14 protein-coding genes and 1 tRNA gene are annotated in these 14832 nt (G+C 68.1%); 11 read left to right on the plus strand and 4 right to left on the minus strand.

Annotation, left to right across the window (positions count from 1 at the left end):
* The first annotated feature begins 39 nt into the window (after nucleotides 1-39).
* Both pyk and IE173_RS03815 read left to right on the plus strand, forming a co-directional pair.
* Nucleotides 40-1497, plus strand: coding sequence for a pyruvate kinase (gene pyk, locus IE173_RS03810; RefSeq protein WP_191282002.1), 1458 nt, complete (start codon nucleotides 40-42; stop codon nucleotides 1495-1497).
* A 16-nt stretch (nucleotides 1498-1513) separates the two neighbouring features.
* Nucleotides 1514-1717 carry a DUF1653 domain-containing protein gene (locus IE173_RS03815; RefSeq protein WP_268248899.1) on the plus strand — a complete coding sequence of 68 codons (204 nt, stop codon included), beginning with the start codon at nucleotides 1514-1516 and terminating at the stop codon, nucleotides 1715-1717.
* A gap of 13 nt (nucleotides 1718-1730) precedes the next feature.
* Here the strand turns inward: IE173_RS03815 and IE173_RS03820 are convergent, their stop codons facing one another.
* A complete protein-coding gene (locus tag IE173_RS03820) occupies nucleotides 1731-2141 on the minus strand; it encodes a DUF2255 family protein (protein ID WP_191282003.1) in 411 nt (136 codons plus the stop codon).
* Nucleotides 2142-2181: 40 nt separating this feature from the next.
* Nucleotides 2182-2264: transfer RNA gene (locus tag IE173_RS03825), tRNA-Leu, on the minus strand.
* Nucleotides 2265-2317: 53 nt separating this feature from the next.
* Here IE173_RS03825 and IE173_RS03830 point away from each other — a divergent pair.
* Nucleotides 2318-2923, plus strand: a complete 606-nt coding sequence (locus tag IE173_RS03830; RefSeq protein WP_191282004.1) for an ANTAR domain-containing response regulator — start codon at nucleotides 2318-2320, stop codon at nucleotides 2921-2923.
* Nucleotides 2924-2962: 39 nt separating this feature from the next.
* Here the strand turns inward: IE173_RS03830 and IE173_RS03835 are convergent, their stop codons facing one another.
* The gene (locus IE173_RS03835) at nucleotides 2963-3388 is read right to left on the minus strand and encodes a PaaI family thioesterase (RefSeq protein ID WP_229841865.1); all 426 of its coding nucleotides are present in this window, start codon (nucleotides 3386-3388) and stop codon (nucleotides 2963-2965) included.
* 46 nt (nucleotides 3389-3434) lie between these two features.
* Here IE173_RS03835 and polA point away from each other — a divergent pair, with 46 nt between their 5' ends.
* From polA to rpsA, 6 genes are all read left to right on the plus strand, one after another.
* Nucleotides 3435-6080, plus strand: coding sequence for a DNA polymerase I (gene polA, locus IE173_RS03840; RefSeq protein ID WP_191282005.1), 2646 nt, complete (start codon nucleotides 3435-3437; stop codon nucleotides 6078-6080).
* A 135-nt stretch (nucleotides 6081-6215) separates the two neighbouring features.
* On the plus strand, nucleotides 6216-6473 hold the full coding sequence (locus IE173_RS03845; RefSeq protein WP_191282006.1) for an HPr family phosphocarrier protein: 258 nt from the start codon (nucleotides 6216-6218) through the stop codon (nucleotides 6471-6473).
* Between the two features lie 32 nt (nucleotides 6474-6505).
* A complete protein-coding gene (locus IE173_RS03850) occupies nucleotides 6506-8185 on the plus strand; it encodes a DUF885 domain-containing protein (protein WP_191282007.1) in 1680 nt (559 codons plus the stop codon).
* 10 nt (nucleotides 8186-8195) lie between these two features.
* A complete protein-coding gene (locus IE173_RS03855; protein WP_191282008.1) occupies nucleotides 8196-8783 on the plus strand; it encodes a DUF4166 domain-containing protein in 588 nt (195 codons plus the stop codon).
* Nucleotides 8780-9742, plus strand: a complete 963-nt coding sequence (locus IE173_RS03860; RefSeq protein ID WP_268248895.1) for an epimerase — start codon at nucleotides 8780-8782, stop codon at nucleotides 9740-9742. Before IE173_RS03855 ends, IE173_RS03860 begins: the two co-directional genes overlap by 4 nt.
* A gap of 156 nt (nucleotides 9743-9898) precedes the next feature.
* On the plus strand, nucleotides 9899-11371 hold the full coding sequence (gene rpsA / locus IE173_RS03865; protein WP_191282009.1) for a 30S ribosomal protein S1: 1473 nt from the start codon (nucleotides 9899-9901) through the stop codon (nucleotides 11369-11371).
* An 82-nt stretch (nucleotides 11372-11453) separates the two neighbouring features.
* Here rpsA and IE173_RS03870 read toward each other — a convergent pair whose 3' ends face one another.
* Nucleotides 11454-12101 (minus strand): DUF4126 domain-containing protein, encoded by a 648-nt coding sequence (locus IE173_RS03870; protein ID WP_191282010.1) that lies wholly within the window; start codon nucleotides 12099-12101, stop codon nucleotides 11454-11456.
* 17 nt (nucleotides 12102-12118) lie between these two features.
* Here IE173_RS03870 and coaE point away from each other — a divergent pair, with 17 nt between their 5' ends.
* Nucleotides 12119-12733, plus strand: coding sequence for a dephospho-CoA kinase (gene coaE / locus IE173_RS03875; RefSeq protein ID WP_191282011.1), 615 nt, complete (start codon nucleotides 12119-12121; stop codon nucleotides 12731-12733).
* A 10-nt stretch (nucleotides 12734-12743) separates the two neighbouring features.
* The gene (gene uvrB, locus IE173_RS03880; protein ID WP_191282012.1) at nucleotides 12744-14822 is read left to right on the plus strand and encodes an excinuclease ABC subunit UvrB; all 2079 of its coding nucleotides are present in this window, start codon (nucleotides 12744-12746) and stop codon (nucleotides 14820-14822) included.
* Nucleotides 14823-14832: the final 10 nt, after the last annotated feature.

Here is a 14832-nt window from a genome sequence, read left to right on the forward strand (position 1 = left end):
TTCGCCACCGCCACCATGAGAAAGTAACCCCGCCACCCCATGAGAAGAGCCAAGATCGTCGCCACCCTCGGGCCCGCGACATCCAGCTACGAATCCCTTCGAGCGATCATCGAAGCCGGCGTCAACGTCGCTCGCATGAACCTCAGCCACGGCACCTACGAGGTGCACAACGAGGTCTACGCGAACGTGCGCAAGGCGGCGGAGGATCTCGGCGCCCCGGTCGCGGTGCTCGTCGACCTCCAGGGTCCGAAGATCCGGCTCGGCAAATTCGCCGACGGCCCGCACCAGCTCGAGGTCGGCGACATCCTGACGATCACGACCGAAGAGGTGCTCGGCACGAAGGATCTCGTCGGCACCACCTACAAGGGCCTGCCGGGCGACGTCGCGCCGGGCGACTTCCTGCTGATCGATGACGGCAAGGTCAAGGTCGAGGTCGTCTCGACCGACGGCGTGCGCGTCGTCACGAAGTGCATCGTCGCCGGTCCGGTCTCGAACAACAAGGGCATCAACCTGCCCGGGGTCGCGGTCAACGTCCCCGCGCTGTCGGAGAAGGACGAAGACGACCTGCGCTGGGGCCTCAAGCTCGGCGCCGACTACATCGCCCTGTCGTTCGTCCGCAACGCCGCCGATGTCACCCGCGTGCACGAGATCATGGCCGAAGAGGGCCGCCGCATCCCCGTCATCGCCAAGATCGAGAAGCCGCAGGCGGTCGACAACCTCGAGGAGATCATCGACGCCTTCGACGGCATCATGGTCGCCCGCGGCGACCTCGCCGTCGAGCTGCCGCTCGAGGCGGTGCCCATCGTGCAGAAGCGCACGATCGAACTGAGCCGCCGCATGGCGAAGCCGGTCATCGTCGCGACGCAGATGCTCGAGTCGATGACCGACAACCCGGTGCCGACCCGCGCCGAGGCCTCCGACGTCGCCAACGCGGTGCTCGACGGTGCCGACGCGGTCATGCTCTCCGGCGAGACGAGTGTCGGAAAGTATCCGGTCGTCACGGTGCAGACGATGGCGCGGATCATCGCGTCGACCGAAGACCACGGGCTCGAGCGCATCCCGCCGCTCGGCACCAAGCCGCGCACCCAGGGCGGGGCGATCACCCTCGCCGCCGCCGAGGTGGCCGACTTCGTGGACGCCAAGTACGTCTGCGTCTTCACCGAGTCGGGCGACTCGGCGCGCCGCATGTCGCGGTTGCGTTTCCGCATCCCGATGAAGGCGTTCGCAACCGACGAGGCGATCCGTCGCCGGATGAACCTCACCTGGGGCATCGAGTCCTTCCTCGTCGAGCGCGTCGACCACACCGACGCCATGTACAAGCAGGTGGACGAGGTGCTTCTCGCCGCGGGGCTCGCGGAGGAGGGTGACAAGGTCGTCGTGATCTCGGGATCCCCTCCCGGCGTGCCCGGGTCGACGAACGACATGCGCGTGCACGTCATCGGATCGGCGATCAAGCCGAAGCGCCCCGTCTGGGAGTCGGGAAAGCACGCTGACTAGCGTCGCACCCGCTGAGATCCGACCCGGCCGCTACCGGCACTTCAAGGGCGCGGTCTACGTCGTCGTGAACACCGCGACCCACAGCGAAACCGAGGAGCCGTTCGTCGTCTACCACCGAGAAGGCGACGAGCGGCTCTGGGTGCGGCCCGCAGCGATGTGGGGGGAGTCCGTCGAGCGTGACGGCTACTCCGGCCCTCGGTTCACGGCGATCGAGGACTAGACGAGTTCGGCCACTAGGCGGGCTCGACTCGGAGGGTGAGTGCACGGGCGTCGTCGCTGACGACCGCGCCGATGTGCGGGGTGTGTCCGTACTTGGCCCGGAACGCCGCATCCACCGCGTCTTGTTCCGGCGCGTCGTGCGCGATGTGCCGCACCGTCACCGCGAGACGCCGGTCGGCGAGCGCGGCCCGGGCGTCGCGTTCGGCATTGCGGCCGTCGGCCAGCGTGAACGCGACCGGCCGGCCGGAACGCGCCCGTCGATTCCAGGCCGCCTTCTCGCCGTAGGCCGAGCGCACGTACGGCACGCCGTCGACCGTGACCGCCCAGATCGGGGTGGCGACCTCGTCGCCGCTGGAGCGGGTCGTGACGATCGTGACGGTCTCGGTGGTGGCGATGTGTGCCGCCAGGTGAGCGAACTCGGTCATGCCGGGTTCAACACGCGCGTGCCTCTCCCGCTTCCCAGGGTGCCGGATGTGGGACTTGAACCCACACGTCCTCACGGACAACCGATTTTGAGTCGGTCGCGTCTGCCATTCCGCCAATCCGGCGCACGTGCGCTGCGGGCGCACGGCACATCCTCAACGTACCGTAGGCTCGATCTGTGAGTGATGCCACCGAAGTTCCGACCGCGCCGCGCCGCGTCGTCGTCGCCGAAGACGAGTCGCTCATCCGCATGGACATCGTCGAGATTCTGCGCGACAACGGGTTCGAGGTCGTCGGCGAAGCGGGTGATGGCGAGACCGCCGTGCAGCTCGCAACCGAGCTGAAGCCCGACCTCGTCGTCATGGATGTCAAGATGCCGCAGCTCGACGGCATCTCGGCGGCCGAGCGCCTCGCCAAGAACCACATCGCCCCCGTCGTGCTCCTCACCGCGTTCAGCCAGAAGGAACTCGTCGAGCGGGCCAGCGAGGCCGGCGCGATGGCGTATGTCGTGAAGCCGTTCACTCCGAACGACCTGCTGCCCGCGATCGAGATCGCGCTCAGCCGGTACCAGCAGATCGTGACCCTCGAAGCCGAGGTCGCCGACATGGTCGAGCGGTTCGAGACCCGGAAACTCGTCGACCGGGCGAAGGGTCTGCTCAACGAGAAGATGGGCCTGTCGGAGCCCGAGGCGTTCCGTTGGATTCAGAAGGCGTCGATGGATCGCCGCCTGACCATGCACGATGTCGCTCTGGCGATCATCGAGCAACTCGCGCCCAAGAAGTAGTGCCGCCGAACAGGTAGTTCCGCCGAAGAGGCGGCGCGGCTAGCGGATCTTCTTCAGGAAGTTCGTCATCCGCACCGTCGAGAGGCGGTTGCCGGCCTCGTCGGTGATGACGATCTCGTGCGTGCACAGCGTGCGGCCGAGTGAGATCGCGGTGCAGGTGCCGGTCACCCACCCGGAGTCGATCGAACGCGTGTGGCTCGCGTTGATCTCGATCCCGACCGCCACGTAGTCCGGTCCACCGTGGATGGCCGACGAGAGCGAGCCGAGCGACTCGCCGAGCACGACGTGCGCTCCGCCGTGCAGGATGCCGACCACCTGCGTGTTGCCTTCGACGGGCATCCGCGCGACCGAGTAGTCCGCCCCGAGGATGTCGTACTCGATCCCCATCTTCACCGGCAGCGCACCGCCGTTGTTCGAGAACCGGGCAAGCAGATCGGGGTGCAGATCGGCGGGGTACTGGGTCACGTGCGGGCCCTCCAGGGCTGTCGGATGCGGCGGCTAGGCTTACGCCGTGCCGGACTCGAAAAAGCCTACGCTCCTGCTCATCGACGGCCATTCACTCGCGTTCCGCGCGTTCTACGCCCTCCCGGTCGACTCGTTCGTCACGCGTGACGGTCAGCACACGAACGCCATCCACGGGTTCCTGTCGATGCTCAACCTGCTGCTGCAGAACGAACGGCCCACGCACCTCGCGGTCGCCTTCGACAAGTCGCGGGTGTCGTTCCGCACGGCGGAGTACCCCGAGTACAAGGGCACCCGCGGCGAGACCCCGCCGGAGTTCAAGGGCCAGATCCCGCTGCTGCAGGAGGCCCTCGCGGCGATGAACATCCCGACCCTCGAGGTCGACAACTACGAGGCCGACGACATCATCGCGACGCTCGCCACCAAGGGCGCCGCCGACGGGTTCCAAGTGCTCGTCACCTCGGGCGATCGCGACACGATCCAGCTGGTCAACGACGACATCATCCTGCTCTACCCGAACGCCCGCGGCGTCTCGGAGCTGAAGCGCTACGACCGGGATGCGGTGGTCGAGAAGTACGGCATCGAACCCGAGCAGTACCCCGAGATCGCCGCCCTCGTCGGAGAGACCAGCGACAACCTCATCGGCATCGAGAAGGTCGGCGAGAAGACGGCCGTCAAGTGGATCCAGCAGTACGGCTCTCTCGACAACCTGCTCGCCCACGCCGACGAGATCACGGGCGTCGTCGGCGGCTACCTGCGCGACCAGCAGGACCGCGCCATCCGCAACCGCAAACTCAACCGGCTCGTCACCGACATGGAGCTCGAGTACGCCCCGGCTGACCTCGCGCGGAAGCCGATGAACGTCGAGGCGGTCACCGAGCTGTTCGGGCGGCTCCAGTTCAAGGCGCTGCTCGAACGACTGCTCAAGATCGAGGGTGTGACGGACGAGGCGAAGCTGACGAGCGGCGGAGCGACGGCAAGCGAGCTGCCGCCGGTGCAGACGCCGGCCGGCGTCGACCTCGAGGCGTGGCTCGACAAGCACTCCGACGGCGGCACGGCCCCGTTGGGGGTGCGGGTCGCCCTCCTCAACGGGACCGTCGACGGTGTGGGCATCGCGGGGGAGTCCGATTCGGCGTGGGTGCCCTGGGGTGACGCCGTGCTGGAGGCCTGGCTGGCCGGATCGTCGCCCAAGCACGTCTACGACGCGAAGCGCCAAGGAAAGGCTCTCGCGGCGGCCGGGGTGGAGCTGGGCGGCGTCGACCTCGACCCCGCGCTTCAGGCGTGGCTGTTGCGTCCCTCGCAGAAGTCCGAGACGCTCGCCTCGCTCGTCTACTACTACCTGGGCGAGAACCTCCCGCAGCCCGACCCGAACCAGCTGGTGCCCGAGACGGAAGCGCTGAGCCCGGCGAGCGAGGCCTGGTTCGTGCGCCGTCTCGCCGTCGAACTCGCCGGCCGTCTCGACCCGGGGTCGCTGCGCGTGCTGCACGACATCGAGGTGCCGCTCGGCCCCGTGCTCGCGCGCATGGAGGTGCAGGGCATCACGGTGAGCGCAACCGTGCTCTCCGGCCTCAACGAGCGGCTCGGCACTCAGGTGGCCGACATCGCGGCCCGCGCCTACGCCGAGATCGGCCGCGAGGTGAACCTGGGCTCGCCGAAGCAGCTCCAGGAGGTGCTGTTCGATCAGCTCGGTATGCCGAAGACCCGGTCGAACAAGACCGGCTTCTCGACGGACGCCCAGTCGTTGCAAGACCTGCAAGACCTGCACCCGCATCCGTTCCTCGAACTGCTGCTGCAGCATCGTGACGCGACCAAGATCAAGCAGATCGTCGAGACGCTGCAGAAGGGTCTCGGCCCCGACGGCCGGGTGCACACCAACTACGAGCAGACCGGGTCGGCGACCGGGCGCCTCGCCTCGAACGACCCGAACCTGCAGAACATCCCGATCAAGACCGAGGTCGGCCGCGAGGTGCGCACCGCGTTCGTGCCGGGGGAGGGCTTCGACACCCTGCTCACCGCCGACTACTCGCAGATCGAGATGCGCATCATGGCGCATCTCTCCGAAGATGCCGGCCTCATCGAGGCCTTCAACTCCGGGGAAGACCTGCACCGTTTCGTCGGCGCCCGCGTCTTCGGGGTCGACCCGGCCGACGTGACGCCGACGATGCGCACCAAGGTCAAGGCGATGTCGTACGGTCTCGCCTACGGGCTGTCGCCGTTCGGCCTCAGCAAGCAGCTGCGCATCGACGTCTCGGAGGCCAAAGAGCTCATCGCCGACTACCTCGCGCGGTTCGGGGGCGTGCGCGACTACCTGCGCGGCGTCGTCGAGCAGGCCCGGATCGACGGCTACACGACGACGCTGTTCGGTCGCCGCCGCCCGTTCGGCGACCTCACGTCGACGAACCGCACCCTGCGGGAGAACGCCGAGCGGCAAGCTCTCAACTCGCCGATCCAGGGCTCGGCCGCCGACGTCATCAAGATCGCGATGCTCGGAATCGACGCCGACATCCGCGAGCGCGGCCTCGCGTCGCGCATGCTGCTGCAGGTGCACGACGAACTCGTCCTCGAGGTGGTCGCCGCCGAGGTCGACGAGGTCACCGCGATCGTCACCGATCGGATGGCGCACGCCGCCGATCTCAGCGTCCCCCTCGACGTCCAGGTCGGCTCCGGCCCCAACTGGGACGCGGCGGCCCACTGACCCGGGGCTCACTCGCGCCGGCTCACTGTAAACCCCCAGCATCCATCCCTCGACGGATGTCGGGGCGGGCGGGCAGAATGTCGGGAACGCGTCCCCCCACCGGGTCCTGACGCGCGACCGATCGAGGAGGATCCCATGCCCACTCGCACCGCCGTCGTCGCGTCCCGCATCGGACTGCACGCCCGACCCGCATCGCTCGTGAGCCTCGCGGCCGCCGGCACCGGAGTGCCGGTGCTGCTCGAGGCGCACGGGCGCAGCGTCAACGCCGCCAGCATCCTCGGCATCCTGTCGCTCGACGTCAGTCACGGCGACGAAGTCGTCGTCAGTGCCGACGACCCCGCGGCGGTCGACGCCCTGATCGCTCTCCTGGAACGCGACCTCACCGAAGACTGACCCGTCGGGAGGCTCCGTCGTAGGCTGAGGACATGACCGCTCAGCCCAGCCGTTCCGCCACGCCCATCGACAAGATCGCCGAAGACTGGGTGGCCACGATGGTCGACCTCGACCCGGACACCGCGATCTGGATGGGGGTGGAGGGGCGCATCGGCGAGATCGGCGACTACTCCCCGGCCGGCCACGACAAGCTGGTCGCCGAAGCCAAGAAGGTGGTCAGCGCCCTCGCCGCGGCGAACCCCGTCGACGAGGTCGACGAGGTCACCAAGACCGACATCACCTCGGAGCTCTCGCTCGAGATCGCGGCCGCAGAAGCCGGCTATCACCTGCGCGACCTCAACGTCATCGCCTCGCCGTCGCAGGGCATCCGCGAGATCTTCGACCTCATGCCGACCGAGTCGGAGGCCGATTGGTCGGTCATCTCCACCCGCCTCGGCAACGTGCCCGACGCGATCGACGGGTACATCGAGACGCTCAAGAAGGGCATCGCGACGGGTTCGGTCCCGGCCCGACGTCAGGTCGCCGAGGTCGCGCAGCAGGCGCGCAAGCACGGCGACCCGCTCGGCTTCTTCTTCGACTTCACCGGGGCCGCGAAACTCGGCGACGGGGCGGAGCTGCCCGCGTCGCTCGTCGCGGACCTGAAGAAGGGCGCCGAGGCCTCGGCCGAGGCCTACGACCGGCTCGCCGAGTTCCTCGAGACCGAGCTGGCGCCCGCCGCCACCGAGGTCGACGGGGTGGGGCGCGACCTCTACGCCCTGCGCTCGCAGCACTTCCTCGGGGCGAAGATCGACCTCGACGAGACCTACGAGTGGGGCATCGAAGAGCTGGCCCGCATGGTCGCCGAGCAGACCCGCATCGCCGGCGAGATCGTGCCCGGCGGCTCGGTCGCCGACGCGATCGAGGCGCTCGAGAAGGACCCCAGCCGCAAACTGCACGGCACCGACGCGCTGCAGCGGTGGATGCAGGAGACGAGCGACAAGGCGGTCGCCGACCTCTCGAAGCACCACTTCGACATCCCGGATGCGATCAAGAACCTGGAGTGCATGATCGCTCCGACGCAGGAGGGCGGCATCTACTACACGGGTCCCGCCGACGACTTCTCACGCCCCGGCCGGATGTGGTGGAGCGTTCCCGAGGGCGTCACCGAGTTCGACACCTGGCGTGAGCTGACGACGGTGTATCACGAGGGCGTTCCCGGCCACCACCTGCAGATCGGACAGGCCGTCTACAACCGCGCCACGCTCAACCTCTGGCGCCGCCAGCTCGGCGGCACGAGCGGCCACGCCGAGGGCTGGGCGCTCTACGCCGAGCGACTCATGGAAGAGCTCGGCTACCTCGACGACCCGGCCGACCGGCTCGGGATGCTCGACGGCCAGCGGATGCGCGCCGCCCGCGTCGTTCTCGACATCGGCGTGCACCTCGGCAAGCCGCGTCTCGACGGCACCGGCGTCTGGGACCACGACTACGCACTCGGCTTCATGCGCGAGAACGTCAACATGAACGACTCGTTCGTGCGATTCGAGGTGAACCGGTACCTCGGCTGGCCGGGCCAGGCTCCGTCGTACAAGGTCGGGCAGCGCATCTGGGAGCAGATCCGGGATGCCGCGCAGACCCGTGACGGGGCGTCGTTCTCGTTCAAGGACTTCCACAAGAAGGCCCTCGACATCGGCGGCGTCGGACTCGACACCCTGAAGGCGACGCTGCTCAAGTGACCTCACGCGCGTGACGTCACCCTGGCAGCTCGCGCTCGGCACGCGGCTGCAGCAGCTCGACCCGGCTCTGGCCACCTACTTCTCGACCGTCCCGGCGGGGAGCGTGGGGCGCGGCAGCGGAACGTTCGAGCACGTCGGCACGCCGCGGCGCTGGCTGTGGCCGGTGTTCGCACTGCTGGCACGGGCGGCGATCGCCTTTCCGGTGTGGGAGCGCGACGTTCCGTTCGAGGTCGTGAACGTTCCGGGCGACGGGACGGTGCGCGCCACGATCGCGTTCGGATTCCGCGGGGGAGAGCGGGTGATGCGCCATGAGATCCGGATGTCGCCGCAAGGGCTGGTCGATGTTCTGGGCACGCACGGGCGGTTCGAGGCGACCCTGGCGGCCCGCACCGTGGACGGCCGCCTCGAGCTGCGGTCGACCGGGCTGAGGGTGCGGCTCGGAGGCGCGCGCATCCCGATCCCGCTCGCGCCCCGCATCCACCTCGTGGAGCGACGCGACGGCCACCGTCAGCGAGTCGAGTTCACGATGACCGCCCCGCTGATCGGCGTCATCTACCGCTACGCTGGCGCGTTCGACTACCGGATCGAGGCCGCGTGAAGGTCGCGATCGCGGGCGCGTCGGGCTTCATGGGCCGCTACCTGGTGCGGCAGTTCCGCGCGGCGGGTGACGACGTCACCACGATCGGGCGTTCCGGTGCCGACGCGACCTGGGGGGATGCCGCCGCGATCGCCGCTGCGGTCGACGGGGCGCAGGTGCTGATCAATCTGGCGGGCAAGAGCGTGAACTGCCGCTACGGACCGGCGAACCGTGCCGAGATCCTGCGGTCGCGGGTCGAGACGACCCGCGCGCTCGGCGACGCGGTGGCCTCGGTCGCCCGCCCGCCGGCGCTCTGGCTCAACTCGTCGACCGCGACGATCTACCGGCACGGCGAGGACCGGCCGATGACCGAGTCGACGGGGGAGCTCGGCACGGGGTTCTCGGTGAGCATCGCGCGGGCCTGGGAAGAGGCGTTCTTCGAGCGCGACGACCTGCCCGCCACCCGCCGGGTGGCGCTGCGCACCGCCATCGTGCTGGGCGACGGCAGTGTGCTCGTCCCGCTGCTCACCCTCGCGCGCATCGGATTCGGCGGCGCGCAGATCGACGGACCGTGGTTCCGGTCGAGACGGCGGATCGCCGCGGGCACCTTCCACGAGTACGGCGCGCGCGGCGGACGTCAACGCTTCTCGTGGGTGCATCTCGACGACGTGTTCGGCATCATCCGGTTCCTGATCGATCACCCCGAGATCGACGGAGTCGTCAATGTCGCGGCGCCGAATCCGGTCGACAGCGTCACGGTGATGGGCAGCATCCGTCGCGCTCTTCGCGTGCCGTTCGGCATCCCGCTGCACAGGTGGGTGCTCGAGCCGGGGGCGTGGGCGATCCGCACTGAGACCGAACTCGTTCTGAAGAGCCGCTGGGTCGTCCCCGAACGGTTGCTGGCCGCGGGTTACCGATTCGCCTACCCCGGAGTCGAGGATGCGGTGCGCCAGATCGTCGCGGAACGCCGCCGCCGCTGAGCCGCTGGCGCCATCCACCCCCGCACGCTAGGCTAGAGAGTCGCGTTTGACGCGATCCGTATCCGCCTGCCATCGGCGAAACCAACACGCACTCTCTCGTCAATGGCCCGAACTATGCCCTCTCTCGCAGAGGCAACTGCCCGGAGCAACCACTACATGACAACCGCAACGACCGCCACGGCTACCAAGCAGGTCGCCATCAACGACATCGGATCTGCTGAAGACTTTCTGGCCGCGGTCGAAAAGACTCTCAAGTTCTTCAACGACGGAGACCTCATCGAAGGCACCGTCGTCAAGATCGACCGCGACGAGGTTCTGCTCGACGTCGGCTACAAGACCGAGGGTGTCATCCCCTCCCGCGAACTCTCCATCAAGCACGACGTCGACCCGTCTGAGGTCGTCAACGTCGGTGACATGGTGGAAGCCCTCGTTCTCCAGAAGGAGGACAAGGAGGGTCGCCTCATCCTGTCGAAGAAGCGCGCCCAGTACGAGCGCGCGTGGGGTGACGTCGAGAAGATCAAGGACACCGACGGCGTCGTGACCGGCAAGGTCATCGAGGTCGTCAAGGGTGGCCTCATCGTCGACATCGGCCTCCGCGGCTTCCTGCCGGCCTCGCTCATCGAGCTGCGCCGCGTGCGGGACCTCACGCCGTACCTCGACCAGGAGATCGAAGCGAAGATCCTCGAGCTCGACAAGAACCGCAACAACGTCGTGCTGAGCCGCCGCGCGCTGCTCGAGCAGACGCAGTCGGAGTCGCGCTCGACGTTCCTCAACAACCTCGCCAAGGGCCAGGTCCGCAAGGGTGTCGTGTCGTCGATCGTCAACTTCGGTGCGTTCGTCGACCTCGGCGGCGTTGACGGCCTCGTGCACGTCTCCGAACTGTCGTGGAAGCACATCGAGCACGCCAGCGAGGTCGTCGAGGTGGGCCAGGAGGTCACCGTCGAGATCCTCGAGGTCGACATGGAGCGCGAGCGCGTGTCGCTGTCGCTCAAGGCGACCCAGGAAGACCCGTGGCAGGTGTTCGCCCGTACCCACGCGATCGGTCAGATCGCACCGGGCAAGGTCACCAAGCTCGTTCCGTTCGGTGCGTTCGTGCGCGTCGCAGACGGCATCGAGGGCCTCGTGCACATCTCGGAGCTCAGCGGCAAGCACGTCGAGCTGGCCGAGCAGGTCGTGTCGGTCGGCGAGGAGGTCTTCGTCAAGGTCATCGACATCGACCTCGAGCGTCGCCGCATCTCGCTCTCGCTCAAGCAGGCGAACGAGTCGGTCGACCCGAACGGCACCGAGTTCGACTCCGGTCTCGCCGCGCTCTACGGCATGGTCACCGAGTACGACGAGCAGGGCAACTACAAGTTCCCGGAGGGCTTCGACGCCGAGTCGGGCGAGTGGCTCGAGGGCTTCGACGCTCAGCGCGAGACGTGGGAGGCCGAGTACGCCGCCGCCCAGGCTCGCTGGGAGCTGCACAAGTCCCAGGTGCTCGCCGCCGAGGAGAAGGGCATCGCCGATGCCCCCGCCGCCTCGTCGACCCCGTCGGGCAACTCGTTCTCGAGCGAGGGTTCGTCGACCGGCACTCTCGCCGACGACGAGTCGCTGGCCGCGCTGCGCGAGAAGCTCGCGAGCAACAGCTAGTCGCATCCAGATGTGAAGGGCCGGACGAGAGATCGTCCGGCCCTTTCGTTTGTCGGCCGAGCCGGCCGCGTCGCCGAAGGCGCTATGCGCCGTCGACGACGCGGTCCGCGTCGGGCGGCTCGGGGATCGAGATGTCGATCGCGTCGTCGGTGCGACGCTTCCGCCGCATGCGTCGGAACAGGGCGACGAGGCCGACCGCAAGGCCGACGACCCCCACGATCACGAGGATCGGGAACAGGATCGCGAGCAGGCTGAGCACGACCGAGGTGATGTCTTCGAGGGTGCTCAGCACGGGAGCTGCGACCCCGGCGGTGACGGCGTTGGCGGCGGGTCGGCTGAACGTCTTGCCGGCGTGCACGACGAGGGACAGCACGATGCCGATGACGATCGGCACCCACTGGTTGCTCGCGAAGAACTCGGCGGGGTCGGTGACGGCGACCGTCTCCGACGAGGTGCCGGAGCCGAACAGGATGCCGCCGGCCGCGGGCCGGACGACGGTCTGGATCCAGTCGTTCACGGTGTCGACCACCGGGATCTTGTCGGCGATGATCTCGATGACGAACAGCACCCCGAGAACGACGAGCACCCATTCGTTCTCGAGCCACGCCCAGGCCGGCGGCAGTTGGATCCAGTCGAGGAACCGGCTCGACAGTCCGACGAGCAGTAGCGGGATGTAGGCGTTGAGTCCGGCGGCGGCCGCGAGGCCGGTCCCCGTGAGGAGCTCGAGCATGCCCATACGATAGCCACATGCTGCTCGTTGCCTTGACTGGCGGGATCGCGTCGGGCAAGTCGACCGTCGCACGCAGGCTCCAGGAACACGGTGCCGTGATCGTGGATGCCGACCAGGTCGCCCGGCAGGTCGTCGAGCCGGGGGAGCCCGCGCTCGCGCGCATCGCCGAAGAGTTCGGCCCGGGAGTGATCGCCGCGGACGGCTCGCTCGATCGGGCGGCGCTCGGCGCGATCGTCTTCAACGACCCCGAGGGGCGTCAGAAACTCAACGCGATCACGCATCCCGCCGTGCTCGCGCGTTCGCGCGAACTGTTCGCCGCGGCGGCCGAGGCCGACCCCGACGCGATCGTCGTCTACGACATCCCGCTGCTGGTCGAAGCAGGACGCGTCGATGAGTTCGATCTGCGGGTGGTGGTGCACGCGGCGACCGAGACCCGGGTGGGGCGCATGGTCGAGCTGCGGGGCATGACCCGTGAAGAAGCCCTGCATCGCATCAACTCGCAGGCGACCGACACCGACCGGTTCGCGATCGCCGATGTCGTGATCGACGCCGACGGCACGCTGGAACAGACCCTCGAGCAGACGGATGCGCTCTGGGAGAACCTGCGGGCGCGTGTCAGGGGCTCGGCCTAGCCTGGAAGGTATGCAACCCACCCGCGCCGTGCGACCGTTCGAGGTCGTGAGCGACTACTCGCCGAGTGGGGACCAGCCGCAGGCGATCAAGGAGCTGGCCCAGCGCATCAACGCGGGCGAGACGGATGTCGTGCTGCTCGGCGCCACCGGAACCGGCAAGTCGGCGACCACCGCGTGGCTCATCGAGCAGGTGCAGCGGCCGACGATCGTGCTCGCCCACAACAAGACCCTGGCCGCCCAGCTCGCGAATGAGTTCCGCGAGCTGATGCCGCACAACGCGGTCGAGTACTTCGTCTCGTACTACGACTACTACCAGCCCGAGGCGTACGTTCCGCAGACCGACACCTTCATCGAGAAGGACAGCTCGATCAACGCCGAAGTCGAGCGGCTGCGTCACTCGACCACCAACTCGCTGCTCAGCCGCCGGGACGTCGTCGTGGTCTCGACAGTGTCGTGCATCTACGGTCTCGGCGCCGCCGAGGAGTACCTGGGCGCCATGACCTCGCTGCAGGTCGGTGACACCATCTCGCGCGACAAGCTCGTGCGCCGGTTCCTCAACATGCAGTACGACCGCAACGACGTCGACTTCTCGCGCGGCAAGTTCCGGGTGCGCGGCGACACGATCGAGATCATCCCGGTCTACGAAGAGCACGCGATCCGCATCGAGATGTTCGGCGACGAGATCGAGGCGCTCTACTCCCTGCATCCGCTCACCGGCGACGTGCTGCGCAAGCTGGATGCCGTGTCGGTCTTCCCGGCGACGCATTACGCCGCGAGCGCGGAGGCGATGCACCGGGCGATCGCGTCGATCAAGGTCGAACTCGCCGAGCAGCTCGCGTTGTTCGAGAAGCAGGGCAAGCTGCTCGAAGCCCAGCGACTGCGCATGCGCACGGCGTTCGACATCGAGATGATGGAGCAGATCGGCTTCTGCAACGGCATCGAGAACTACTCCCGCCACATCGACGGGCGGGCTCCGGGGGAGCCGCCGAACACGCTGCTCGACTACTTCCCCGACGACTTCCTCGTTGTCATCGACGAGTCGCATGCGACGGTGCCGCAGATCGGCGCGATGTACGAGGGGGATGCCTCCCGCAAGCGCACCCTCGTCGAACACGGCTTCCGGCTGCCGAGCGCCCTCGACAACCGTCCGCTGCGCTGGGAGGAGTTCCTCGAGCGCGTCGGCCAGAAGATCTACCTCTCGGCAACCCCCGGCAAGTACGAACTCGGCATGGCCGACGGGGTGGTCGAGCAGATCATCCGGCCGACCGGTCTTGTCGACCCGCAGATCGTCGTCAAGCCCAGCAAGGGCCAGATCGACGACCTACTCGAGCAGATCCGCATCCGGGTCGAACGTGACGAGCGGGTGCTCGTCACGACGCTGACGAAGAAGATGGCAGAAGAGCTGACCGCGTTCCTCGCCGAACACGGCGTCAACGTGCGGTACCTGCATTCGGATGTCGACACGCTGCGCCGCGTTGAGCTGCTCACCGAACTGCGGGCCGGCGTCTACGACGTGCTCGTCGGCATCAACCTGCTGCGGGAGGGCCTCGACCTGCCCGAGGTGTCGCTCGTCGCGATCCTCGACGCCGACAAGGAGGGCTTCCTGCGCTCGGGTACGTCGCTCATCCAGACGATCGGTCGTGCCGCCCGCAACGTCGCCGGCGAGGTGCACATGTACGCCGACAACATCACCGACTCGATGGCGCGAGCGATCGACGAGACGACCCGGCGTCGCGAGAAGCAGATCGCCTACAACACCGAGCACGGCATCGAACCGACCGCCCTCCGCAAGCGCATCGCCGACATCACCGAGGTGCTCGCGCGCGAAGGCGCCGACACCGAGCGGCTGCTCGCCGGCCGCTCGACGCCCGACGGTTCCCGTCGGCGCAGCCCCACCCCGAACCTCCGCCGAGAGGGCATCGGGGCCGCCGGCGCGGGCGAACTCGAGTCGATCATCGCCGACCTCAACGCGCAGATGCTGCAGGCGGCGGGGGAACTGAAGTTCGAACTCGCGGCGCGGCTGCGCGACGAGCTCAGCGACCTCAAGAAGGAACTGCGCCAGATGGAGACCGCGGGCCACGTCCGCTAGTCGGTGAATC

Source organism: Pseudolysinimonas yzui (assembly GCF_014653215.1).
Classification (GTDB): Bacteria; Actinomycetota; Actinomycetes; order Actinomycetales; family Microbacteriaceae; genus Pseudolysinimonas_A; species Pseudolysinimonas_A yzui.

Bases quoted from the DNA above. Each gene is read 5' to 3' on its own strand.
- pyk (WP_191282002.1), top strand. From the start codon at position 40: ATGAGAAGAGCCAAGATCGTCGCCACCCTCGGGCCCGCGACATCCAGC.
- IE173_RS03870 (WP_191282010.1), bottom strand. From the start codon at position 12,101: ATGCTCGAGCTCCTCACGGGGACCGGCCTCGCGGCCGCCGCCGGACTC.
- rpsA (WP_191282009.1), top strand. From the start codon at position 9,899: ATGACAACCGCAACGACCGCCACGGCTACCAAGCAGGTCGCCATCAAC.
- coaE (WP_191282011.1), top strand. From the start codon at position 12,119: ATGCTGCTCGTTGCCTTGACTGGCGGGATCGCGTCGGGCAAGTCGACC.
- IE173_RS03845 (WP_191282006.1), top strand. From the start codon at position 6,216: ATGCCCACTCGCACCGCCGTCGTCGCGTCCCGCATCGGACTGCACGCC.
- IE173_RS03850 (WP_191282007.1), top strand. From the start codon at position 6,506: ATGACCGCTCAGCCCAGCCGTTCCGCCACGCCCATCGACAAGATCGCC.
- IE173_RS03820 (WP_191282003.1), bottom strand. From the start codon at position 2,141: ATGACCGAGTTCGCTCACCTGGCGGCACACATCGCCACCACCGAGACC.
- uvrB (WP_191282012.1), top strand. From the start codon at position 12,744: ATGCAACCCACCCGCGCCGTGCGACCGTTCGAGGTCGTGAGCGACTAC.